Annotated in this window: 23 protein-coding genes; 21 read left to right on the top strand and 2 right to left on the bottom strand. The window is 65.6% G+C overall.

What is annotated here, in order from left to right:
- The first annotated feature begins 15 nt into the window (after positions 1-15).
- From DOM45_RS10330 to murB, 4 genes are read left to right on the top strand one after another with little or no spacing between them, the layout of a single operon-like run.
- The gene (locus DOM45_RS10330; RefSeq protein WP_187775931.1) at positions 16-216 is read left to right on the top strand and encodes a Trm112 family protein; all 201 of its coding nucleotides are present in this window, start codon (positions 16-18) and stop codon (positions 214-216) included.
- On the top strand, positions 213-986 hold the full coding sequence (kdsB, locus tag DOM45_RS10325) for a 3-deoxy-manno-octulosonate cytidylyltransferase (RefSeq protein ID WP_110600130.1): 774 nt from the start codon (positions 213-215) through the stop codon (positions 984-986). Before DOM45_RS10330 ends, kdsB begins: the two co-directional genes overlap by 4 nt.
- Positions 983-1,477, top strand: a complete 495-nt coding sequence (locus tag DOM45_RS10320) for a low molecular weight protein-tyrosine-phosphatase (protein WP_110600128.1) — start codon at positions 983-985, stop codon at positions 1,475-1,477. The genes kdsB and DOM45_RS10320 overlap by 4 nt, the downstream gene beginning before the upstream one ends.
- Positions 1,477-2,511: a UDP-N-acetylmuramate dehydrogenase gene (murB, locus tag DOM45_RS10315; RefSeq protein WP_110600126.1), complete on the top strand. Its 1,035-nt coding sequence runs from the start codon at positions 1,477-1,479 to the stop codon at positions 2,509-2,511. The genes DOM45_RS10320 and murB overlap by 1 nt, the downstream gene beginning before the upstream one ends.
- 319 nt (positions 2,512-2,830) lie before the next feature.
- Here murB and rne read toward each other — a convergent pair whose 3' ends face one another.
- Positions 2,831-6,244 (bottom strand): ribonuclease E, encoded by a 3,414-nt coding sequence (rne, locus tag DOM45_RS10310; protein ID WP_110600123.1) that lies wholly within the window; start codon positions 6,242-6,244, stop codon positions 2,831-2,833.
- Between the two features lie 777 nt (positions 6,245-7,021).
- On the opposite strand from rne, the gene DOM45_RS10305 reads away from it, so the two are divergent.
- The 3 genes from DOM45_RS10305 to sppA are packed head-to-tail and all read left to right on the top strand — an operon-like array spanning position 7,022 to position 9,776.
- A complete protein-coding gene (locus tag DOM45_RS10305) occupies positions 7,022-7,969 on the top strand; it encodes an RluA family pseudouridine synthase (RefSeq protein WP_110600121.1) in 948 nt (315 codons plus the stop codon).
- Entirely contained in the window at positions 7,959-8,651 is a 693-nt protein-coding gene (locus DOM45_RS10300) for an HAD-IA family hydrolase (protein ID WP_110600119.1), read from the top strand. The genes DOM45_RS10305 and DOM45_RS10300 overlap by 11 nt, the downstream gene beginning before the upstream one ends.
- A gap of 60 nt (positions 8,652-8,711) precedes the next feature.
- Positions 8,712-9,776, top strand: a complete 1,065-nt coding sequence (sppA, locus tag DOM45_RS10295; protein ID WP_110600117.1) for a signal peptide peptidase SppA — start codon at positions 8,712-8,714, stop codon at positions 9,774-9,776.
- On the opposite strand, the gene DOM45_RS10290 is transcribed toward sppA, so the two are convergent.
- Positions 9,764-10,372 (bottom strand): Maf family protein, encoded by a 609-nt coding sequence (locus DOM45_RS10290; RefSeq protein ID WP_110600115.1) that lies wholly within the window; start codon positions 10,370-10,372, stop codon positions 9,764-9,766. The genes sppA and DOM45_RS10290 overlap by 13 nt on opposite strands.
- 145 nt (positions 10,373-10,517) lie before the next feature.
- Between DOM45_RS10290 and DOM45_RS10285 the strand changes: the two genes are divergently transcribed.
- From DOM45_RS10285 to DOM45_RS10220, 14 genes are all read left to right on the top strand, one after another.
- Positions 10,518-11,045 (top strand): YceD family protein, encoded by a 528-nt coding sequence (locus DOM45_RS10285; RefSeq protein ID WP_110600482.1) that lies wholly within the window; start codon positions 10,518-10,520, stop codon positions 11,043-11,045.
- A 30-nt stretch (positions 11,046-11,075) separates the two neighbouring features.
- Positions 11,076-11,246, top strand: coding sequence for a 50S ribosomal protein L32 (gene rpmF / locus DOM45_RS10280; protein WP_087719813.1), 171 nt, complete (start codon positions 11,076-11,078; stop codon positions 11,244-11,246).
- A gap of 29 nt (positions 11,247-11,275) precedes the next feature.
- Positions 11,276-12,394, top strand: coding sequence for a phosphate acyltransferase PlsX (gene plsX / locus DOM45_RS10275; RefSeq protein ID WP_110600112.1), 1,119 nt, complete (start codon positions 11,276-11,278; stop codon positions 12,392-12,394).
- Between the two features lie 5 nt (positions 12,395-12,399).
- Entirely contained in the window at positions 12,400-13,362 is a 963-nt protein-coding gene (gene fabD / locus DOM45_RS10270) for an ACP S-malonyltransferase (protein WP_110600110.1), read from the top strand.
- 11 nt (positions 13,363-13,373) lie between these two features.
- Positions 13,374-14,114: a 3-oxoacyl-ACP reductase FabG gene (fabG, locus tag DOM45_RS10265; RefSeq protein WP_110600480.1), complete on the top strand. Its 741-nt coding sequence runs from the start codon at positions 13,374-13,376 to the stop codon at positions 14,112-14,114.
- 96 nt (positions 14,115-14,210) lie between these two features.
- Complete coding sequence (gene acpP, locus DOM45_RS10260) at positions 14,211-14,444, top strand: acyl carrier protein (RefSeq protein WP_110600108.1); 234 nt, start codon at positions 14,211-14,213, stop codon at positions 14,442-14,444.
- Positions 14,445-14,781: 337 nt separating this feature from the next.
- Complete coding sequence (gene fabF / locus DOM45_RS10255; RefSeq protein WP_110600106.1) at positions 14,782-16,020, top strand: beta-ketoacyl-ACP synthase II; 1,239 nt, start codon at positions 14,782-14,784, stop codon at positions 16,018-16,020.
- A 3-nt stretch (positions 16,021-16,023) separates the two neighbouring features.
- Positions 16,024-16,830, top strand: a complete 807-nt coding sequence (gene pabC / locus DOM45_RS10250) for an aminodeoxychorismate lyase (protein ID WP_110600104.1) — start codon at positions 16,024-16,026, stop codon at positions 16,828-16,830.
- Positions 16,831-16,879: 49 nt separating this feature from the next.
- Positions 16,880-17,890 carry an endolytic transglycosylase MltG gene (mltG, locus tag DOM45_RS10245; protein WP_110600102.1) on the top strand — a complete coding sequence of 337 codons (1,011 nt, stop codon included), beginning with the start codon at positions 16,880-16,882 and terminating at the stop codon, positions 17,888-17,890.
- 34 nt (positions 17,891-17,924) lie between these two features.
- Entirely contained in the window at positions 17,925-18,581 is a 657-nt protein-coding gene (tmk, locus tag DOM45_RS10240) for a dTMP kinase (protein ID WP_110600100.1), read from the top strand.
- A complete protein-coding gene (locus DOM45_RS10235; RefSeq protein WP_110600098.1) occupies positions 18,572-19,555 on the top strand; it encodes a DNA polymerase III subunit delta' in 984 nt (327 codons plus the stop codon). Before tmk ends, DOM45_RS10235 begins: the two co-directional genes overlap by 10 nt.
- Positions 19,556-19,629: 74 nt before the next feature.
- Positions 19,630-20,436, top strand: coding sequence for a TatD family hydrolase (locus DOM45_RS10230; RefSeq protein WP_110600096.1), 807 nt, complete (start codon positions 19,630-19,632; stop codon positions 20,434-20,436).
- A 58-nt stretch (positions 20,437-20,494) separates the two neighbouring features.
- Complete coding sequence (locus DOM45_RS10225; protein WP_110600094.1) at positions 20,495-21,028, top strand: DUF1285 domain-containing protein; 534 nt, start codon at positions 20,495-20,497, stop codon at positions 21,026-21,028.
- On the top strand, positions 21,025-23,289 hold the full coding sequence (locus DOM45_RS10220; RefSeq protein WP_240612354.1) for an ATP-dependent helicase: 2,265 nt from the start codon (positions 21,025-21,027) through the stop codon (positions 23,287-23,289). Before DOM45_RS10225 ends, DOM45_RS10220 begins: the two co-directional genes overlap by 4 nt.
- The last annotated feature ends 2 nt before the right edge of the window (positions 23,290-23,291 follow it).

Here is a 23,291-nt window from a genome sequence, read left to right as displayed (position 1 = left end):
CGATAAGGAATGATCATGGATAAGGAATTGATGACGATGTTGATCTGTCCGGTCAGCCATAGCGAGCTGACCTTCGATCGCGAACGTCAGGAGCTCAAGAGCTCGGTCAGCGGGCTGGCCTATCCGGTCCGAGACGGGATCCCGGTGATGCTGGAGAGCGAGGCGCGTGTCATGTCGACCGAGGAAAAGCTCGGCAAGGCGGCCCCGACGTCATGAGCGATTTTGTTGTCGTGATCCCGGCCCGCTTCGGCTCCAGCCGCCTCCCGGGCAAGCCCCTGATGGAGATCGACGGGCTGCCCATGGTCCAGCACGTCTGGTTGCGGGCCAGGGAGAGCAGCGCGTCGCGGATCGTGATTGCCACCGATGATGCGCGTATCGAACAGGCGGCCCGGGGGTTCGGTGCCGAGGTCGTCATGACGCGAGACGATCACCACTCCGGCACCGACCGTCTGGCCGAGGTCAGCGCCAAGCTGGCGTTGCCGGACGAGACCATCGTGGTCAACGTCCAGGGCGATGAGCCGCTGCTGCCGGCCTCGGCGATCGATCTCGTCGCGACGCGTCTCGCGTCCGACGCGCGGGCGTCGGTATCGACGCTGGCCGAGCCGATTCACGATGTCGATACGCTGTTCAATCCCAACGTGGTCAAGGTCGTGACCGACTTGAGCGGGCGGGCGCTCTATTTCTCCAGGGCGCCGATCCCCTGGGATCGCAATGCCTGGAAGACCCAGCCGCCGACACGGCTCGAGACGGATTCCTGGCTGCGTCACGTCGGCCTCTACGCCTATCGTGCCGGATTTCTGGGCGATTACGTCAACTGGCAGCCGGCACCGTTGGAGCAGCTCGAGCAGCTCGAACAGTTGCGGGCGCTGCAGCACGGTCATCTCATTCAGGTGGCGACGGTCTCTTCGTCCCTTCCCGGCGGCGTCGACACTCTGGAGGACCTGGAGCGGGTGCGTCAGCATTTTTCTCAGCGGGAGAGGGCATGAGCGAGTCGCGTCCCGTATGGCGAGTCCTGTTCGTCTGCATGGGCAACATCTGTCGCTCGCCGACGGCGGAGGGCATGCTCAGAAAGCGGCTTCAGGACGAGGGCCTCGACGCTAGCGTCGAGATCGACTCCTGCGGCACCGGGGCCTGGCATGTCGGCCAGGCCCCGGATCCTCGCGCCGTCCAGGCGGCGTCGGAGCGCGGCGTCGACCTGAGTGGCTTGCGTGGGCGCCAGTTGGCGCAGCAGGACTTCGCGCAGTTCGACGAGATTCTGGTGATGGATACCGACAATCTCGATCAGGTGCTGGCGCGGCGACCGGAAGGTAGTCGCGCACGAGTCTCCCGCCTGCTCCAATACGCCAACCAGCCGGACACGGATGTGCCGGACCCGTATTTCGGCGGCGAGGCGGGGTTCCTCCGGGTGCTGGATCAACTCGAGCTTGCCGTCGAGGGGCTGACGGCGTCGCTTCGCCAGCGCGTGGGCGGCGCCTGATGCCGGATTCGATCCCCGAGCTGCAGGTCGATCACGATCTAGGTCACGCCAACACCCTGGCGCTACCGAGCCGGGCCGAGCGTTTCTGGCTCGCCCGTCGCGAGTGCGACGTCGTGCGAGGCGTGGAACTGGCCAATCGCCACGACTGGGACCTCACGGTGCTCGGTGGAGGGAGCAATGTGTTGCTGCCGCCGGTGGTGGGGGGGCTCACGTTGCGCGCGGAACTCGATGACGTGTCGTTCATGGCGGGTGAAGGCGGCGCCGTGCATGTCGAGGTAGGCGCTGGCGTCAATTGGCATGCGCTGGTCCAACGCTGCGTGGCGCGCGAACTGTGGGGGATCGAGAACCTCGCCTTGATACCGGGACTGGCCGGCGCGGCACCGATACAGAATATTGGTGCCTATGGTGTCGAGATTGGCGACGTGCTCGATTGGGTCGAACTGGTCGATCGAAGAGACGGTCAGCGTCGCCGATTGCGCCGGGAGGCGTGTGAGCTGGGCTATCGTGACAGCGTGTTCAAGCGCGAACTGGCTAACCAGGTCGTGATCACCCGGTTGGGGCTGACGCTCTCCACACGGCCGTCGCCCAAGCTGGGGTACGGCGCCCTCGGTGATCGCGTTGCCGACCCATCGAGCGCGCAGGCGATCTTCGAGGCGATCTGCGCCATTCGTCGGGAGAAACTGCCCGACCCGCTCGTCACGCCCAACGCCGGCAGTTTCTTCAAGAATCCACTGGTCTCGCGGTCTCTGGCCGATCGGTTGCTGTCGGCGGCGCCTTCGATGCCGCATTACCCGCAGCCGGATGGCCGGGTCAAGCTGGCTGCCGGCTGGCTGATCGACCAGTGCGGGCTGCGGGGCTTTCGCGAAGGGGCGTTCGGCATCCACGATCGCCAGGCCCTGGTGCTGGTCCATTTCGGTGGAGGCTCGCTGGAAGAGCTGCTCTCGTTCTCCGAGAGAATCGTCGGCGCCGTGCGGGCGGCGTTCGGGGTGGTGCTCGAACGCGAGCCTCGCGGCATCCAGACCGCGGCCCTCTGAGCGGGCAGGCGCGCCACCGAGTGCTGGGCTCCCTCGAAAACTGCTTGCGCTCGACAGTACGGTGTTAAAAATCGGCTGGAACGCCAGCCCGAGCTCGGCGCCCCGTCAAGATACGCATTTCCACCCCGTAAACCGGTGCGCCAGCCCGGTCCGTCTTGGCCGATTTTGCCTTGGCTCCGCGCTCCGGTCTGGCCTTCGCTCGCCGACTGTCGGACAGACTCTAGGCCGGCTTGGGTATTGGAATGGATCGGGGCGCGGACCCCGGGCATCAAAAAAGCCCAGACATCGCTGTCTGGGCTTTTTCGTGGCTGGGGGCGACTCAGTTGTCGCCCTGGCCGGTCTCGCGACGCCGCTTTTCACGCGGATCGTTATGCGCCCGCCGGCGACGTGGTCGTCGGGGTTCGCTCTCGTCACCAGACTGGCTTTCCGCGGCCTTGAGCGGACGCTCATTGGCCGGGGTTGCACTGGCCTCGGCTTGACGCGCCTGATCCTGGGTCGGAGCCGCTGTCCCGGTGTCCTCCTCCGTTGAGGCGGGCGTTGCCGACGCTTCGGATACCGGCGCTACCGGTGTGGTGTCACGCGGTGCGTTTTCCTCGGGCGCGACGTCGTCGGCCTTGGTCACGTCCTGGACAGGCTGATCTGCCTTCTCATCCGCGATCGGTCCGGCGGGAGCTGCCGACGCCGGGCTCTCCTCGGTCGATGCCGTCGACTGGGCGATCGCCTCGTGAGCCGGTGAGGTCTCGACACGCTCCGCTTGTGACGTCTCTTCGCCAGGCGCCGATTGGCTGGCGGCATCATCGCTTGCCGAAGAGGTCGCCGACGGTGTGGCGGTGTCGGTCGTACTGGCCTCGGCAGACGCCGGGGTCGCCGGCACTTCGACAGACCGCTCGGAAGACTCGGCCGTGGCGTCGGCAGCGACGTCGTTATCGTCCGCCCGCTGGCTGGTTTCCGAAACGGTCTCCGTCGGCGTGGCCTTCTGGTCCGCTTCGGTCGCTGCCTCGGATTGCGCCTTGACTACCTGATCCTCGTCCGGGACGGATGTCTCAGGGGCGCTGTCCGTCGAGACCGACTCGGAGGATGTCGGCTTGGTCCGCTCCGACTTCCGCGGGTTAGCCGCCTTTCCAGACGCGGCTGCCTCGGCGGTCTTGGTCCTGGATCGGGGCTCTTTCGGCTCGCTCGTAGTCGCGGTCGGTTCGGCCTGTTCGGCGCGCGAGCGTTCGCTTTCCTCGCTCTTGGCCTCGGCTACCGGGGCGTGGCGCTCGGAAGAGGCCGTCTGATCCTGGAGCGATTCGGCCTCGACCGACTCGGCTGGCTTGGCGTCGTCACCGGTATCGGCCGCCGCTGCCGCCTGCAGCTTCTGCTGCTCCTCGGCGGCTGCCGGGTTCAGGGCGTGCTTGCGCGAGCGGTTGCGCGGATTGTTGCGTGTCCGCTTCGGCTTGCTCTCGCCAGTCTCCTTGGGAGCGGTGGGCGCGGGCGAGGCGTCGCGGTTGTCGGTGCGCGGGGTTTTGACGTTGCCGGAAGGGCTGGTGGTATCGGCCTTCGCGGTGTCGGCCTTGGCCTCGTTGCCGATCTTGTCCGTCTTGCCGCGACCGTCCTGCCGGTTGTCCTGACGCGGCTGACGACCCTGGCTCTGGCGATTGTCATTACGGCTGTCGCTGCCGCCCTGACGATCATCCTGGCCGCGACGGCGACGATTGTTGCCCTGGCGATTGCCATCGCCACCACGGGCGTTGTTGTCGCCTCGCGCGTTGCCGTCATTGCTGCGGGAGGCGCTGTCGCTGCGCTTTCCGCTGTTATCGCGATCGCTGCGCTGGTCGCTCTTCTGGCCCGTCGGCCGGGAAGGGCGGGAGTTGGCCGAGCCGTTGTCTGCATTGCTGCTGCGGGAAGCGCCCGCCGAGCGGTTGCCACCCTGGCTGCCCTGATCACGCTGGCCGGAGGCATCGCTGGAGCCCGCTGCTTCCTCGTCGGCACGGCGGCGGCCGAACAGGCCCCTGAAGAGCTGCATCAGGCCGCCGTTGGCCGCCTGGGCCTGCGGAGTCGGCGTCGCTGTTGGCGTGGCCGTGCTCTCGGCGGCGGGTTGGGGGGCGACCTTCTTCTCGGGTTCCTGATGCAGCGAATCCGGAGCCGGGGCCGTGTGCTGGACCGTCTGCACGGCGGCCTGGGTGCGCTGGATCGGCTTGGAGAGCGTCGTTTCCGGCTCCTTGAGCAGGTCGCTGTCGACGGAGAGCTCGAAGCTGGACTTGGTCTCGTCGCCATCTTCGGAGACATGGTCGTCACGCAGGCGCTGGACGTCGTAGTGGGGCGTGTCCATCTCCGGATTCGGCAGCAGCAGAACCTTGACGCTCTGGCGACGCTCGACGTCGGAGAGAACGTTACGCTTCTCGTTGAGCAGGTAGGTCGCCACCGGCACCGGCAGAATGGCGCGAATCTGGGCGCTGCGCTCTTTCATCGCCTCTTCTTCGATCAGGCGAAGGATCGACAGTGCCATGGAGCGGACGTCGCGAATGGTGCCCTGGCCATCGCAGCGGGGGCAGACGACGCCGCTGGTCTCGCCCAGCGAAGGGCGAAGCCGCTGGCGCGACATCTCCATCAGTCCGAAGCGCGAGATACGGCCGATCTGGACGCGGGCGCGGTCGAGCTTGAGGGCGTCGCGAATCCGATTCTCGACCTCGCGCTGGTTACGTGCCGGCGACATGTCGATGAAGTCGATGACCACGAGACCGCCGATATCGCGAAGCCGCAACTGGCGGGCGATCTCGTCGGAGGCTTCCAGATTGGTCTGGAGCGCGGTCTCCTCGATATCGGCGCCACGGGTGGCGCGTGCCGAGTTGATATCGATCGAGACCAGCGCCTCAGTATGGTCGATGACGACCGAACCACCCGAGGGCAGCTTGACCTCACGCTGATAGGCGGTCTCGATCTGGGACTCGATCTGGAAGCGCGAGAACAGCGGCACGTCGTCGGTGTAGAGCTTGATCTTCTGCTGGTAGGACGGCATCACCTGACGGATGAAGCTCAGCGCCTCCTCGTGCACGTCCGCGCTGTCGATCAGCACCTCGCCGATGTCCTGGCGCAGGTAGTCGCGCATGGCGCGGATGATCACGTTCGACTCGCGGTAGATCAGGAACGGGGCAGGGCGCTTGACCGCTTCGGTGGTGATCGCATCCCACACCTGAACCAGGTAGTCGAGATCCCACTGCAGCTCCTCGGGGGAGCGGCCGATACCCGCCGTGCGCACGATCACGCCCATCTTGTCCGGCAGGGTCAATTGACCCATGGCATCCTTGAGCTGGCTGCGCTCCTCGCCCTCGATCCGCCGCGAGATGCCGCCGGCGCGAGGGTTGTTGGGCATCAGGACCAGAAAGCGTCCCGCCAGGCTGATGAAGGTCGTCAGTGCCGCGCCCTTGTTGCCGCGCTCTTCCTTGTCGACCTGGACGATGACTTCCTGACCCTCTTTCAGCACTTCCTTGATGTTGGGTCGGCCCGAGGGGTCCTTGGAGAAGTACTCGCGGGAAATTTCCTTGAGCGGCAGAAAGCCGTGGCGATCGGCGCCGAAGTCGACGAAGGCCGCTTCGAGGCTGGGTTCGAGGCGGGTGATCTTGCCCCGGTAGATGTTGGCTTTCTTCTGTTCCCGGGCACCGGATTCGATGTCCAGGTCGTAAAGGCGTTGTCCATCCACGAGTGCGACGCGCAGCTCTTCCGGCTGTGTCGCATTGATGAGCATTCTTTTCATACGGTCTCGCTAATTGAGCGTGCCGGTGGAAGGCGTGCTGCAATCGGCGACGACGAACCGCAAGCGGTCGTGCTGTGCTCGCGCACATTGGTGTAGCGACCCGGCAGGGCAAGCAGGCGCAGAGGGTGTGCCAGAACGAGCTCAGCGTGCAATACGCTGAAGACCCGCGTCAGGAACTCGAGGGGAATGTCCGAAAAACGCAGGTCGAACGGCGCGATGCGGCCATCGGTGCGAATTCGGGTCGACGCTCGTCGAGCCCAGTGGCGTGCTTGCTCATTACCATTACATCTTTGCTTTCATTACCTGCTTGCTAGGGGCGCTACACGAACATGGGTTGAGTACGAAACGGTGGCAGGACATGTCACGGTGCGTTTTTCGTCGACGCATCCGGTCCTGCAGACTGCCGTCTATATCACTTGGCATTGTTCGGTTCGGCGACGCCTTCCACTGGTACCTGTGGATTTCCCGCGAGCATGGCGAGCTGAGGTCAGTCGCACGGTCGAGTCGGGGCCTGGCGTTCCAAACGTGTTTTGATCACTCCAGCAGCCGTGAGCGGTTGGCTTCGTTAACTCTCTGGAGGATCGAGACATTTTTTCACTTCGGCCAGCCTATGCAGTCGCTGACGCCTGGATGGGGGATAAACCCACCGAGTGAGTTCGCAATATAACAGTAATGCCGAGGTAGCGGCAATTGAGCTCGCGCTACCGGCTGCGTGCGTTAGAATGGCGGCCGGCGGCGCGCTGGTGTCGCCGCGCAGCGCCGTCGAGGGAGTCGAGCATGGCCGAAGGCCAGGAAGTGCAGTTTATCGAGGTCAGCGAGTCCCAGCAGGGACAGCGGATCGACAATTTCTTGCGGACGCGCCTGAAGGGCGCGCCGAAGTCGTTGATCTACCGCATCGTTCGCAAGGGCGAGGTGCGTGTCAACAAGAAGCGTATCAAGGCGGATTACCGCGTTCAGACCGGCGACGTGGTTCGCGTGCCGCCGCTGAGGCTGGCGCCGGAGAGTGCGGTGAAGGAGGCCAGCGAGGGCCTGCGTAACCTGCTGGCCGGTAGCGTCGTCATCGAAGGCCCGGACTGGCTGGTCATCAACAAGCCGTCGGGGCTGGCCGTGCACGGCGGCAGTGGCGTCAAGATCGGCTTGATCGAGGCGCTGCGCCAGGTGCGCGAGGACCTGGATTTCCTCGAGCTCGTTCACCGTCTCGATCGCGACACTTCGGGTTGCCTGCTGCTGGCCAAGAATCGGGAATCGTTGCTGTCGCTCAATACTGCGCTGCGCGAGCGCCGGATGGAGAAGGGTTACCTGGCGCTGGTGCAGGGGCGCTGGCCGGCGCGGCGCGACTACGTCAGCGCCCGGCTGGAGCGTTACGACGCCGGCAACGGCGAGCGTCGGGTGCGGGTGGACGACAATGGCAAGGTGTCGCGGACCCGCTTCGCGGTGCGTGAAACGTTCCCGAAGGTGACGTTGATCGAGGCGGAACCGGTCACTGGGCGCACCCATCAGATCCGCGTCCACGCCGCGCATGCCGGACACGCGCTGCTGGGGGACGACAAGTACGGTAGCGCCGAGGGTGCGCGCCTCGCGCGATCCCTGCGCCTGGATCGCCTGTTCCTGCACGCCTTGACCCTGACCTTCCCCGATCCCAAGACCGGGCGGCCGGTGCAGGCGAGAGCGCCGCTGGAGCCGGGGCTGGAGAAGGTGCTGGAGCGTGCCCGTCATGGCGGTTGAGGCGCTCGCCGGCGAGCGTGTATCGCGGCGTTGCCGCTACTCGCTGGTGATCTTCGACTGGGACGGCACGCTGATGGATTCGGCGGCGCGTATCGTGGCTTGCATGCAGGCCGCCGCGCGCGAGTTGCAGTGGCCGGTGCCGAGCGATGCCGATGTGCGCAATATCATCGGGCTCGGCTTGCCGGAAGCCGTCGCCATGCTCTTTCCGGGGGTGACGGCCCTCGATCAGGATCGATTGCGGGAAGCCTACGGCCATCAGTTCCGGGTCGCCGATCGGATACCGACCCCGTTCTTCCCCGGTGTGGTGGAAGGCATCGGCTGCCTGCGCCGCGATGCCCGGTGTCGGCTGGCGGTCGCCACCGGCAAGAGTCGTCGCGGGCTGGATCGTGTCTTCGGTCACGAAGCCTGCGGCGACTGGTTCGCGGCGAGTCGTACCGCCGATCTCACGCGTTCGAAACCGCACCCCCAGATGCTCGAGGAGCTGCTGGCCGAGTGCGATGTGCCCATCGCCGAGGCCGTCATGATCGGCGACACCGAATATGACCTGGAGATGGCCAGGGCCATCGGCATGGATCGCATCGCGGTGACCTATGGCGTGCACGAGCGTCAGCGGCTGCAGCGCAGCGACCCCAGGTTCGTCGCCGATGACTTTCCGTCGGTCGTCGAGTGGTTGCTGGACTGACGTCGTCGTCTGCCGACCTTTTAGATGCGCTGGGCGCGGGAATTCAGCAAGGAGACGAGAATGAGCGACGATCGACGGGATGACTGGACGCAGGGGCCGGAGTTGAGCCGCTCGGAGGCCGAGCGGCGCAAGGCGGCGGGCGCGCCTCGCGATGGCGAACCGGCCAGCGCCGATACGGTGCGGCTGGCTGAAGTGCAGATGATGGATCGGTGGGTCGGCGGCGTGCTCGCCGAGCAGCGACGGTCGCGGCGCTGGAAGATCTTCTTCCGGCTGCTGTTCGCGCTGATCGTGATCGCGGGACTGTGTCTGAGTGCCTATGCCATGTTTCTGGCCCAGGGCGACGGCGGGTCCTCCAGTCGCCGGCATCTTGGCGTCGTCGAGGTCAGCGGACCCATCGACGCCAATGGCCAGGCCGACGCCGAGCGCATCATCAAGGGGCTGCAGCGGGCGTGGAGGGATCCCAATGCCGACGCTGTGGTGCTGCATGTCAACAGTCCCGGCGGAAGCCCGGTCCAGTCGCAGCGCGTCTATGACGAAATTCGCTATCTCCAGGCCCAGGGCGACAAGCCGATTCTGGCCGTCATCGAGGACATTGGTGCCAGCGGCGCCTACTACATGGCCTCGGCGGCAGATCGTATCTACGCCTCGCCGGCCAGCCTGGTCGGCTCGATCGGCGTCATCAGCGCAGGGTTCGGTCTCGAGCGCGCGATCGACAAGATCGGTGTCGAGCGTCGTGTCTTCACGGCAGGGGAGAACAAGGCCTTCATGGATCCGTTCTCGCAGATATCACCGGGGCAGCGCGAGTTCTGGCAGTCAGTGCTGGATACCACGCACCGGCAGTTCATCGAGGCCGTCAAGGCCGGGCGTGGTGACCGCCTGAGCGACGATCCGGAGCTGTTTTCCGGCTTGGTCTGGACCGGCGAGCAGGCCAAGTCGCTGGGGCTGGTCGATGATCTCGCCAACCTCGAGCAACTGTCGCGGGCGCGCCTGGGGGAGGTGAGCCTCAAGGATTACACCCCGTCCCTCGATCCCTGGTCGCTGGTCTCCAACAAGCTCACCAGCGCGGCGGCCCACTGGCTGGGTCTGGATAGTGCGGCGTCGCCAGTGCGCTATCAGCTACCCTGAGGGAGTTGTAGGTCGGCGCCGAGTGGGTTGACGCCGGCCTCTCGCAGCAGTTCGCATAGCCTGATGAGGGGGAGGCCGATCAGGGTGTTGGGATCGTTACCTTCGAAGCGTTCGAATAGCGCGATGCCAAGCCCTTCCATCCGGAAGCTCCCCGAGCTGTCGTAGGGCTGGTCGCGGGAGACGTAGTCCTCTATTTCCGCGTCGCTCAGGGCCCGAAACCAGACGTGGTAGGTGTCGTGAACGACCCGGTGGCGCCCGCTGCGGGTATCGATCAGGGCAAGGCCGGTCATGAAGCTGACCTTGTGCCCCGAGAAGCGGCGGAGATTGGCGCAGGCCGTGTCGAAGTCGCCGGGCTTTCCCAGTATGTCGCCGTCGAACAGCGCCAACTGGTCGGAGCCGATGATCAGGTGGCCGGGGTAGTCGGCGGAAACCGCCTGGGCCTTGGAGAGCGCCAGCCGATGGGCCAGGCTCTCGGCGTCTTCCCCTGGTCGCCGGGTTTCATCGATGTCGGGCGAGGACCAGACGTAAGGGAGTCCCAGCCGGTCCAGCAGTTGGCGGCGATAACGGGAGCTGGAAGCGAGTACCAGGCGAGACATCGGGCTGCTCCTTGATAATCGGGTAGGCGGCACCGCGGCAGCGGCAGGGTGGTTGGCCCCTGCGGGGGGTGCCTTGTCGGGCGACAGGATAGCGCGTTCCGACTGCTTTGACAGGGCCTTGGCAAATCCCTATTATGTCGCGCCTATGTTGACCAGACGACTTCCCCCGACCGTCGAGCCTTATCGGGCAGCGGCTAACCAAGAAACGATCGAGGGGCTTGTCGACCTCGAGAAACTGGCGCGCCTCAAGATCGAGATCGGGCCGCAGCAGGGCGATGCCGTCGTCAAGCTGCAGTTCGATATCGATACGCAGCGTCGCCATCTGATCGATGGGGACCTGGAAGCGGATCTAATGATTCCGTGTCGGCGTTGCCTGCAGCCCATGGCGGTATCGGTCGCCAGTCACTTCAAGCTGGCAGTCGTCAGCGACGATGCGCTGGCGGCGACGGTGCCCAGCGACTACGAACCGGTGCTGGTCGACAATGAACAGCTGGACCTGCTGGAGGCGATCGAGGACGAGCTGATCCTCAGCCTGCCCCAGGTGGTCTATCACGACGAGGCAGATTGTGCCGTCTCCCGTGAGCAATTGAGCAGCGGTGAAGCCTCGGTAGAAGAGGCCGCCCGCCCTGACAACCCCTTCGACGTGCTGAAGTCGTTGAAGGGAAAACTCTGAACCCGAAGACATTGACGTTGGAGTCATATCATGGCCGTTCAACAAAACCGTAAGACCCGTTCCAAGCGCGGCATGCGTCGCGCACACGATGCGCTGACCTCCCCGGCCCTGTCCCAGGATCAGGAAACCGGTACCACGCATCGCCGTCACCACGTGGCCCCCGATGGCTACTATCGTGGTCGCAAGGTCGTCGACGTTTAAACAGACGTCGGACGCTTGGTAGAAGAGCAGTGCGCATCGCCATCGATGCCATGGGCGGGGACTTCGGTCCCCGCGCGACTATTGGTGGCCTGCTGCTGGCGCTGAAACGCCATCCGGAACTCGAGCCCACGGTATTCGGTCCGAAGGTTGAGCTTCGTGCGCTGGTCGAGGAGCTGACCGGCGACGCGACGGAGGCGCCGCTGGCCGAGCGCCTGGAATGGGTGGATGCACCGCGAGTCGTGCTTCAGTCCACACCGCCGATGGAGGCTCTCGACGATCCCTCTTCGACCAGCATGTTCGGCATGCTGGCGGCGGTGCGGGATGGCGAGGCCGATGCCGGCATCACTTGTGGCAACACGGGCGCGCTGGTGGCGTTGGCGCGGCGGGAGCTGGGAAGTGTTCCCGGTATCTCGCGGCCGGCAATCAGTACCGCGGTCCCGACCCGCAAGGGCGGGCGGTGTTATCTGCTCGATCTGGGGGCCAGCGTCGATGTCCATGCCCGACATCTCGTTGACTTCGCCCGAATGGGAGCCTTGATGGCGCGGGTCGTCGATGGCGTGGCGCTACCCAGGGTGGCGTTGTTGAATGTCGGTATCGAGGCGAGCAAGGGCGTGGCCCGCGTGCGCGAGGCCGACGCGCTTCTGAAAGCCCGCGGCGGCGGCGACTTCGACTACGTCGGGTATATCGAGGGCGATGCGATCTTTTCCGGTTCGGTCGACGTCGTGATCTGCGATGGTTTCGTGGGCAACGCCGTGCTCAAGGCGAGCGAGGGCGTGGCCCAGATGCTGCTGAAGCGGCTACAGGAAACCTTCGAATCCCACTGGTCGACACGCTTGGTGACCCTGCTGGCGCGACCCGCGCTGATGCGGTTCAAGGCGCAGTTGGACCCGGTGCGGCACAACGGTGCCAGTCTGCTCGGGCTCAACCGTATCGTGGTGAAGAGTCATGGCAATGCCAGTGCCCAGGCCTTCGCCTTCGCCATCGACCGGGCTGTACGTGAAGTCGAGGTCGGATTGCCGGACCATCTTCGCGCGGCATGGTCTCACGACTCGGCGACGCCTGTTATCTCGTCGATCGTCACCGACGATCGAGAGGATAGCGGGTCTTGCGACACGACGAGATCCGACGGTCCACCATTTCAAGGGTGAGCGCGATGACGCAATCACTGGCTTTGGTCTTTCCCGGGCAGGGCTCGCAGCAGGTCGGCATGCTGCGTGAACTGGCCGAACGTTACAGCGTAGTTCGCACGACATTCGACGAGGCATCGGAAGCGCTTGGCTACGACCTCTGGCATGTCGTCCAGGAAGGCCCCGAAGAGAAACTCAACGCGACGGCTTGTACCCAGCCCGCGCTGCTGGCGTCGAGCGTGGCGATCTGGCGTGTGTGGCAGGAGCTGGAGGGGCCGCGGCCCTGCATGATGGCCGGCCACAGCCTGGGCGAGTACAGTGCCATGGTCTGTTCCGGTGCCCTCGGTTTCGCGGAGGGGATCCGGCTGGTGCGCCTGCGTGGCGAGGCGATGCAGCAGGCGGTGCCCGCGGGCGAAGGTGCAATGGCTGCGATTCTGGGGCTGGAAGACGCGGCGGTCGAGACGGCCTGCCGCGAAGCCGCCCAGTCGGAGGTGGTCGCTGCCGTCAACTACAATTCTCCGGGCCAGGTCGTCATTGCGGGCCACCGCGGCGCCGTCGACCGGGCCATCGCGCTGTGTCAGGAAGCTGGGGCAAAGCGCGCGCTGCCGCTGCCCGTGTCGGTGCCCTCCCACTGCGCATTGATGCAGCCCGCCGCCGAGAAGGTCGAGCAGGCGATGGGGGCGATGGAGTTCAAGCTGCCGCGTTATGCTGTCTATCAGAACGTCGATGCTCGGGTGCCCGAGACGACGGAGGCGCTTCGCCATCGGCTGGTCGAACAGCTCTATCGTCCGGTGCGCTGGACAGCTTGCGTGAACGCCATGTTCGACGATGGTGCTGCCGTGTTCATCGAGTGTGGCCCGGGCAAGGTCTTGACTGGCTTGAGCAAGCGTATCCAGCGACAGGCCAAGGGGCTGGCGGTCAATGATCCCGATACGCTGACGGCTGCGCTCGAGTTGGCGCGTGAAACGCTGGACGTACAAGAGCCTTAAGGATGAATGACATGACCGAACGTAGAGTTGCGCTGGTCACCGGCGCGAGTCGTGGGATTGGGCGCGCCGTCGCGCATGAGCTGGGTCGGCAGGGGCGCATCGTGATTGCCACCGCCACCAGCGAAGCCGGCGCCACCAGGATCGACGACGATCTCAAGGCTCAGGGCATCGAAGGCCTGGGGCTGGCGCTGGACGTCACCGACCAGGCCAGTGTCGATGCGCTTTTCAAGCGCATCACCGAGACCTTCGAGGCGCCGACCATCCTGGTCAACAACGCCGGTATCACGCGTGACAATCTGTTGATGCGAATGAAGGAGGACGAGTGGGATGCGGTCCTCGATACCAATCTCAAGTCGGTCTATCGTGTCTCCAAGGCCAGTCTCCGGGGGATGACGCGGGCGCGCTTCGGTCGCATCATCAACGTCAGTTCCGTCGTGGCGATGATGGGCAACCTGGGGCAGGCCAACTATGCTGCGGCCAAGGCCGGCATGGAAGGCTTTACCCGGGCATTGGCGAGAGAGGTTGCCTCGCGTGCGATTACGGTCAACGCCGTGGCGCCGGGTTTCATCAACACTGACATGACCCAGTCTTTGCCGGAAGCTCAGCGGGATGCGCTTCTGGGGCAGATTCCGCTGGCCCGTCTGGGGCAGCCGGAGGAAATCGCCGCCGCTATCGGGTTTCTCGCAAGCGATGCAGCCGGTTATATTACCGGCGAAACGCTGCAGGTTAATGGCGGCATGAACATGCGGTAATCCTCCCGCGACGCGGGTTGCGTCGTCTGGGGGCGGTCTATAAACTACCCGCAGCTTTTTAGCTGGCGGATTCGTACCACTAGGAGTAACGACATAATGAGCACCATCGAAGAGCGCGTGAAGAAGGTTGTTGCCGAACGCCTGAACGTCAAGGAAGAGGATATCCAGAACACCTCATCCTTCACCGAAGACCTCGGCGCGGATTCGCTGGATACCGTCGAACTGGTGATGGCGCTCGAAGAGGAATTCGACACCGAAATTCCCGACGAAGAAGCTGAAAAGATCACGACCGTTCAGGAAGCGATCGACTACATCGTCGCTCATCAGTAAGCCCGGTATTCTCCGTTGATACGGAGAATGCCACCGGGCAGGACGTGCCGATGTTCAGAAAGCCGCTCTCCACGAGAGCGGCTTTCTGCGTTTTGAAAGCCTTTTCTCGAGAGGGCGGGACAAGCGCTTGCGCCACGGCGCCCGGGCACGGCGAGCGAGGTGGCGTGGACATGGAGGCGACTGGTGGGGCAAAGTCACCGTTCGCGACGCCCATCTCCAGGGTTGTTCAGGTATAATTCGCGCCAGTCGGGCCCAGGCGAAGTCCTCGGTCTCGTGAGGCGATGATGGCTTCACGGATCGTGCCTTCAGGGCCATCAGGAAGTTCGGAGGAGATTCGATGCCGCGCAGAAGAGTGGTGGTGACCGGGATGGGGCTGGTAACGCCAGTCGGTAACACGGTCGAGGAGAGCTGGAAGAGCCTCCTGTCAGGGAAGAGTGGCATCGCGCCGATCGAGCATTTCGATACGACCGGCTTCAACACCCGGTTCGGTGGTGCGGTAAAGGACTTCGATATCGGCGAGTATCTCAATCCCAAAGAGGCTCGCAAGATGGATCTGTTCATCCAGTATGGGGTTGCGGCGGCGACACAGGCGATGCGCAACTCCGGTATCGAATGCACCGAGGAAAACGCACACCGCATCGGTGTCGCCATTGGTTCGGGCATCGGCGGCCTGCCCATGATCGAGCGCAACCACGACTCGCTTCACAAGGGTGGACCGCGTCGCATATCGCCGTTCTTCGTTCCGGGGTCGATCATCAACATGATCTCCGGCAGCCTAGCGATCCAGCACGGCTTCAAGGGCCCCAACATCGCGATCACCACTGCCTGCACGACCGGTACGCACAATATCGGCTACAGCGCGCGAACCATCGCGTACGGTGATGCTGACGTGATGTTTTGCGGCGGCGCCGAGATGGCGACCACGCCCCTGGGCCTGGGCGGATTTTCCGCGGCGAGAGCGCTGTCCACCCGCAATGACGACCCACAGGCGGCCAGCCGGCCCTGGGATCGCGACCGCGATGGCTTCGTGCTCTCGGACGGTGCCGGCGTCATGGTGCTGGAGGAGTACGAACACGCCAAGCGCCGGGGGGCCACCATCTATGCGGAACTGACCGGTTTCGGGATGAGCGACGATGCGTTCCACATGACGTCGCCTCCCGAAGATGGCAGCGGTGCGGCGGCCTCGATGGCCAACGCCATCCGGGATGCCGGGATCGACCCCGCCGACATCCATTACATCAACGCTCACGGCACCTCCACATCGGCCGGTGACGTGGCGGAAAGTCGAGCGGTGGAGCGGGTGATGGGCGACGCCGCGCGTCAGGTCGCGGTCAGTTCGACCAAGTCCATGGTGGGCCATCTGCTGGGCGCGGCCGGGGCGGTCGAGGCGATTTTCTGCGTGCTGGCCATTCGCGATCAGGTCGCGCCGCCGACGATCAACCTCGACAATCCCGACGAGGGTTGCACGCTCGACTACGTACCCAACAACGCTCGGGAAATGCCGATCCGGACGACGCTGTCGAATTCGTTCGGATTCGGTGGCACCAACGGGTCCCTGATCTTCACCCAGGTCTAGCGCATGCGCGATACAGCGCTTCCGATGGACGATCGCGGGCTCGCCTACGGTGACGGCGTGTTCGAGACCATCCTGGTTCGCGATGGTCGCCCGCAGCTGTGGAAGCAGCACATGGCGCGCCTGCAGGCGGGGATCGAGCGGCTGGCGCTTCCCCGGCCGGACCTCGCAGCTTTCGAGGCCCTGCCTGCGCAGTGCGGGCCTGGCCTCAAGGTGCTGAAGCTGATCGTCACCCGGGGCAGCGGTGGACGGGGATATCGTCCGCCGGCGTTGGCCGAGCCGCGGTGGCGGTGGACGGTCTCCGCCTTCCAGCCCATTGCCGAACGCTGGTTCGAAGGCGTGAACGTTCGTTGCTGCGAGCTTCGGCTGGGTCGGCAACCCCGCCTGGCCGGGATCAAGCATCTGGCACGACTCGAGAACGTCCTTGCCCGGCAGGAGTGGCAGGACGACGCCATTGCCGAGGGAGTGCTGCTCGATTCGGAAGAGTGTCTGGTGGAGGCGACGGCGATGAATCTGGTCTGGCGTCGAGAGGGGCGCCTCGAAACACCGTTGCTCGATCGTTGCGGCGTCGACGGGACGCTGCTGAACGCGCTGGAGGCCGTCGTCGACATCGATCGGGTCCGCGTCGGGCTCGACACCTTGCTGGCCGCGGATGCCGCCTGGCTGATCAATAGCGTCCAGGGCGCGTGGCCCATACGGCGGCTGGATGACAGCGCCGGCAACTGTCTCAGGCAGTGGCCGCTCGCGACGAGCGATGCTTTCCGGCAGGCCGCCCATGAACAGTTGGGGTATCCGCTGAGCCGCAGCGACTGACCCCCCGTATCATGCCCGGGAGCCGATGCTCGGCTTCCGGCGATTAAGGATGGACATGCGTCTCCTCAAAATTCTGATCGGGATACTGCTGCTTGCCACGATCGTGGTCTTCGGCGGATTCCTCTATTGGCAAAAACAGCTCGACGGGCCGATAGCGCTCGATGAGCAGACGATCTACGAAGTGCCGCGGGGGGCCGCGTTCACCCGCGTCATCGACGATCTCGAGAAGCGCGGCGTCATCGACGCGGCCTGGCCCTATCGGCTGCTGGCCCGCGTTGCACCCGAGGCGACCCAAGGCCTGCGTGCGGGGGAGTTCGAGCTCGATCCGGGCATGAGTGGCCGTCAACTGATCGCGCACCTTTCCAGCGATCAGGTCGTCACCTATCGGCTTACCATTCCCGAGGGGTGGACATTTCGGCAGATGCGCGCCCAGTTGGACAAGGCCGCCAAGCTCGCCCATCGAACGGCGGCGATGAGCGACGAGGAAGTCATGGCCGCGCTGGGACACGAGGACACCTTCCCCGAGGGGCAGTTCTTTCCCGATACCTACCGCTATCACAAGGGCGTGACGGACCTCGAGATCCTGCGCCGCGCCTTCGACCGGATGCAGCAGACGCTGGCGAGCGTCTGGGACGAGCGCGACGACGACCTGCCGATCGATACGCCGTATCAGGCGTTGATCCTGGCATCGCTGATCGAGCGGGAGACCGGGGTGCCGGCGGAGCGTGGCGAGATCGCGGGCGTCTTCGTCCGGCGCTTGCAGAAAGGCATGCGCCTGCAGACCGACCCGACCGTGATCTACGGCATGGGCGACAGCTATGTCGGCAACATCACTCGGGCCGATCTCCAGCGGCAGACTGCCTACAATACCTATGTCATCGAAGGGCTGCCGCCGACGCCGATCGCGATGCCCGGACTCGGGTCGCTCGAGGCCGCCGTCCATCCCGCCGCGGGCGACACCCTCTATTTCGTGGCCAAGGGGGATGGGTCGCATCAGTTCTCGCGGACGCTGCAGGAGCACAACGCTGCCGTCCGCCGCTACATCCTGAATCGCGATTGAGTTCGCGGTCCATTTATCGACGAGACGACACCGCATGAACGCAGGTGATACCGAACAGCGGCGCGGCCGATTCATCACGCTGGAAGGTGGCGAAGGAGTGGGCAAGACGACCAATGTCACCTTCGTCTGCGATTGGCTGGCGGCGAAGGGCATCGAAGTCGTGCGCACCCGTGAGCCTGGCGGCACCCCGGGCGCCGAGGCGATCCGGGACCTCCTGCTGGATCCCACGCGGGAAGAGGCCTGGAGCGACGACGCCGAATTGCTGCTGGTCTTCGCCGCCAGGGCCCAGCACCTCGCCCGGCGTATCCGGCCTGCGTTGGCCCGGGGCGCATGGGTCGTCTGCGATCGGTTCACCGATGCCACCTTCGCCTATCAGGGCGGGGGGCGCGGGCTGGATCGCCAGCGCATTCGAACCCTGGAAACCCTGGTCCAGGACGGGTTGCAGCCCGATCTCACGCTGCTCCTGGACATGCCTGTCGGCGTCGCGGCGCAGCGGGTCGTCAGTCGCGGCGCCCAGCTCGACCGGTTCGAGCGCGAGCGGGAAGCTTTCTTCGAGTCGGTCAGGTCGGCCTATCTCGAACGGGCTCGTGACAGCGAGCGGTTCGCCATCATCGATGCGAGTCCCGCGCTGGATGCGGTCCAGAGCGAAATCGAACGCTGCCTCGACCGGCGGGTGTCGGCATGGTTATGAGCCCGCTGCCGTGGCAGACCGACCGATGGCGGAAGCTGGTCGAACTGCAGGATGGCGGTCGTCTGCCTCATGCCTTGCTGCTCTCCGGACCCAGCGGCATCGGCAAGCAGCCGCTGGCCGAAGCGCTGATCGCGCGGACGCTGTGCCGCGACCCCGGCGAGCTGGCCTGTGGCGAGTGCCATAGCTGTCGCATGCTGGCGGCCGGTTACCACCCCGACCTGCTGACGGTGATGCCAGCCGAGAAATCCCGCCAGATCCGCGTGGACGCGATCCGCCAGGTCAACGGTTTCGTCGCCCAGACTGCCCAGCAGGGCGGCTACCGGGTCATCCGCATCGAGCCGGGCGAGGCGATGAACGTCGCTGCCTCGAACGCCTTGCTGAAGAGTCTCGAGGAGCCGGGCGATCGGACGCTGTTCATCCTGGTATCCGATACGCCGTCGCGGCTGCTGGCGACCATTCGCTCCCGTTGCCAGCACTGGAGCCTTGCCGTGCCCCCGCTTGAGGTGGCCGAACCCTGGCTGCGCGAACGCCTGGGCAATGGCGACGAGGCGCGTTTCTGGTTGAGCGTGGCCGGGGGGCTGCCGCTGCTGGCCGAGGAGCTGGCCGGCGCGGAGGCGCGGCAGTTGCGCCAGGATCTACGCGAACTGTTCGATGCGCTGGTGCGCGGCGGCGAGCCGGTGGGGGAAGCGGCCAGGCTCGATGCGCAGTCGCTCGACCGCATACTATGGTATGGCATCGCCTGGCTGGAGGATCTGATCCGGCTCGGCCTGTCGGGGGACCCCAGCAGGGTGCGCAACGGCGATCTGCTGCCGCTGTATCGCCAGGCGGTCAAGAACGCCCGTGTGCGCGACTGGTTCCGGCTGCTGGATTATGCCCGCGAGCAGCGTCGACTGCTGGCGGCGGGTGGCAACCCGAATCCGCAGCTGGTGCTCGAGGCCTGGCTGGTTCGCTGGTCGGCGCTGCTGCGATCCTGAGCGCGTCGACGTTGCCGATGGTGGCCTCGACGCGGAGCGTTCGTGTCTATCTATTCTCTACCCTGGAAATCTTCATGTTCGTCGACTCTCACTGTCATCTCGATCGCCTCGATCTGACGCCCTACGGCGGCGATCTCGACGCGGCCCTGGAAGCCGCCAGGGACCGGGGTGTCCGGCGGTTCCTGGCGATCTCGACGTCGCTGGAAGGGGCGCCCAACCTGGCCGGGATTGCGCGGCGCCATGACGATGTCGACATCAGCGTCGGCCTGCATCCGCTCCACGAGGTGGCCCAGGAGCCCGACAGCGAGGCGATCCAGACCTGTGCCGACCGCTACGGGGCGGTGGCCATCGGCGAAACGGGCCTCGATTTTCACTACGACAGCGTACCGCGAGAGACCCAGCGCCAGCGCTTCGTCGCCCATCTCCGCGCGGCCCGGGAGCTCGAGCTGCCGGTGGTGATCCATACCCGTGAGGCGCGTGACGAGACGCTGGCCCTGATCCGCGAGCATGTCGATCCGAAGGTGGGCGGGGTACTTCACTGCTTTACCGAGGACCTGGAGATGGCCCGGGAGGCCTTGAGGCTGGGTTTCTATATTTCACTGTCGGGTATCGTCACGTTCGCCAGCGCCGAGGCGTTGCGCGGCGTGGCTCGACAGGTGCCGCTGGATCGTCTGCTGATCGAGACGGATAGTCCGTTCCTCGCGCCGGTCCCCCATCGCGGCCACCCCAACGAGCCACGGTGGGTGGTCGAGGTTGCCGAGTGCATTGCCCACGAACGAGGTATCACCGTCGACGAGGTAGCGATGCAGACCCGAGCCAACTTCTATCGGCTGTTCCCCGGCTGCGCCCCCGAGGGGAAGGCCGACAACCCGTTCGTGTGAGCGCGTTCACCGGCGACAATGCAGGCAACGGCGCCGGCGCGCCGTCGAGGAGGGCACGATGAAACTCGACACGCTGTTCCAGCAGTTCGATCCCCAGTCGATCCCCCCGTTGGCGCAGTGGGATCCGCCTTTTTGCGGCGACATGGACCTGACCATCTCGGCCAATGGCGATTGGATCCACGAGGGTTCGCCGATACGGCGGCCCGCGCTGGTCGAACTGTTGAGCCGGGTGCTCCGTCGGGAAGCCGATGGCGACTACTATCTGGTCACCCCCGCGGAGAAACTCCGTATCGTCGTCGAGGATCTGCCGCTGCTGATCACCGACGCCGATCGGGTCGATGCCGATTGGGTCGCGGTCACCGCCGGTGGCGACCGGGTGCCGCTGGATGCGACCCATCGTCTGACGCTGCTCAGCGGCCCGGGGGGCGATCTCCTGCCGGCACTGCCCGTTCGCCACGGTCTGCGGGCGCGGCTGCACCGCAACCTGTTCTACCGCTGGGTCGAACTGGCCGAGCGGCGTGACGACGAGATGGGGTTGTGGAGTGGCGGCGTATGGCATGTGCTGGGCCGGTTCGACGACGGGGCGCCATGAACGATCGGGATCCCTCGATGCTGTCGGATCAGGCGCCCGCCGATGGGTTGACCGCCGAACAGCGCGCCGTGGTCGGCCATCGTCACGGCCACGCGCGAGTTGCGGCGGTAGCCGGCGCCGGCAAGACCACCACCCTGGTGAAGCGGGTACTGCACCTGCTCGCCAACGGCGAGAATCCGCGGCGCATTCTGGTGCTGATGTTCAATCGCGCGGCGAGGGACGACTTCCGCGCCAAGCTGACCCGGGAGGCGCCGCCGAACGTGGCGCTGCCGGAGGTACGAACCTTCCACTCGATCGGTCATCGCCTGACCCAGAGCCTGACGCGCTGGGGATACCTGCCGCCGCGCCAGTTGCTGCAGGCCGACTGGCAGCGGGAACGGCTGCTGCGGCAGGCGGTGATGCAGAGCCTGGCATCGGCCGATGGCGAGACTCGCGAGGCGGCCCTGGACGCGGATCGGCTGGAGGCGTTCGGCCAGTTCTGCGATCTGGTCAAGGCGGAGGTCGTCACGCCGGCCGAACTGTTCGAGAAGCTCGACTATGCCGCCGGCGAGCGGCACTTCATCGATGCCTTCGAGGTGGTGGAGTCGCTGCTCGAAGCCGCCGGGCAGATGACCTACGCGGACCTCCTCCATCGTCCGTTGCGGTGTCTCGAAGAGCACACGGACGCGCGCCGACGGGTCGAAGGTTTTCTGGGGCATGTGATCGTCGACGAGTATCAGGACATCAATGAGGCCCAGCTACGGCTGCTCAAGATCCTCGCCGGCCAACAGGCCCAGGTCATGGCGGTGGGCGATGCCAATCAGTGCATCTACGAGTGGCGCGGTGCGCGGCCCGACGCGATGCTGTCACGCTTCGACGGGTTGTTCGGCCATGCCAGCGAGTACCCGCTCTCCTACACTTTCCGACACGGCCATGCTCTGGCCCTGGCCGCCAATCACGCGATCCGTCACAACCGTCAGCGCTGGGACCAGCTCTGTCTGGCGGCCCCCGGCAACCCCCTGACCGAGGTCCAGACCGGCGTCGGTGCCAGCGCGCTGCTGGAGACACTGCAGCGCTGGCACGCGGCGGGTCGACACAGCGACGAAGCCTGCGTGCTGGTGCGCAGCTGGTCGTTGTCGGTCTCGGTACAATTGCAACTGCTGCGAGCCGGCGTGCCGTTTCGGCTGGCGCAGGAAGAGCGCTTCGTGTTCCGGTTGCCACTGGTTCAGGCCTTGGCGGGCTATCTTCAGCTGGCCCGCCAGCCGCAGCGGCTGCAGGATCCCGCCCATCTGGCGCTGCTGTTCTCGCAGCCGACGACCTTCGTGGCCCAGGAGCGCGTACGCCGGCTGGTCGACGAACTGGTCCGCACCCAGCAGTGGCCGGCTCGCGAATCTTCGGTTCTGGCGGGCCTCAAACCCGGTCAGCGCCGGCACCTCAAGAGGCGGTGGCAGCTGCTGTGCGAGCTTCCCAAGCTGGCATCGTGGCCGCCGGCCAAGCTGCTCGAACACGTGGTCGACGCCATCGATGCCGAAAAAATTCTGCGTCGTTCGGCGGCGCGTCGCGAGAAGGGCGATGACGACGTGCGTCTGCTCGACGTGCTGATCGAGCAGGCGGGGGAGCTGGCCAGCGATCCCGAGGCGTTCATCGAACTGCTGCGCAATCCGGTCGAGAATCGCCCGGACGGCGTGTTGATCAGCACGGTGCACGGCGCCAAGGGGCTGGAGTGGCCGCTGGTTGCGGTGTGGGGGCTCAACGAGGAGGATTTCCCCCATTTCAGCCGCGACAACCCACTCTCGCCGGAGCGGCTGGAGGAGGAGCGACGGCTCTACTACGTGGCCATCACCCGAGCCAGGGAGCGTCTGCTGCTGGTTCAGGATGGCGGTGATCACCGACCGAGCCGGTTCCTCGACGAGACCGCGGTGGAGGACTGCGGTCGAATCGACCGGGCGATCCGCAGCGGCAGCGAGACCGGCGTCACGGTTCGCGAGCCGGAAATGATCGGTACCTATCTGGCGCGCATCGGCCAGGCGAGCGCGGATCTGGAACACCTGGGACGGTCGCTCACGCTGCACGCCAGTCAGCCGGTGCCATCAGCGCCGGCTGCCGAGGTCAGCGTGGCGCCGTGGCAGGTCGGAGATCGGGTGCGACATGCCAGCTTCGGTGATGGCGAGGTGCTGGTGGTCGAGGGCAATGCCGCCAACCCGGTGATCGACGTGCGCTTCGCCTCGGCCGGTCGCCGCCGCCTGATCGCCGCACGCGCGCCGCTGACGAAACGCTCGTGATG

The organism is Salinicola lusitanus (assembly GCF_003206045.1).
In the GTDB taxonomy this organism is placed as follows: Bacteria; Pseudomonadota; Gammaproteobacteria; order Pseudomonadales; family Halomonadaceae; genus Salinicola; species Salinicola lusitanus.
Note: the sequence above shows the minus strand (reverse complement) of the source record. Positions and strands in the feature narration are given on the sequence as shown.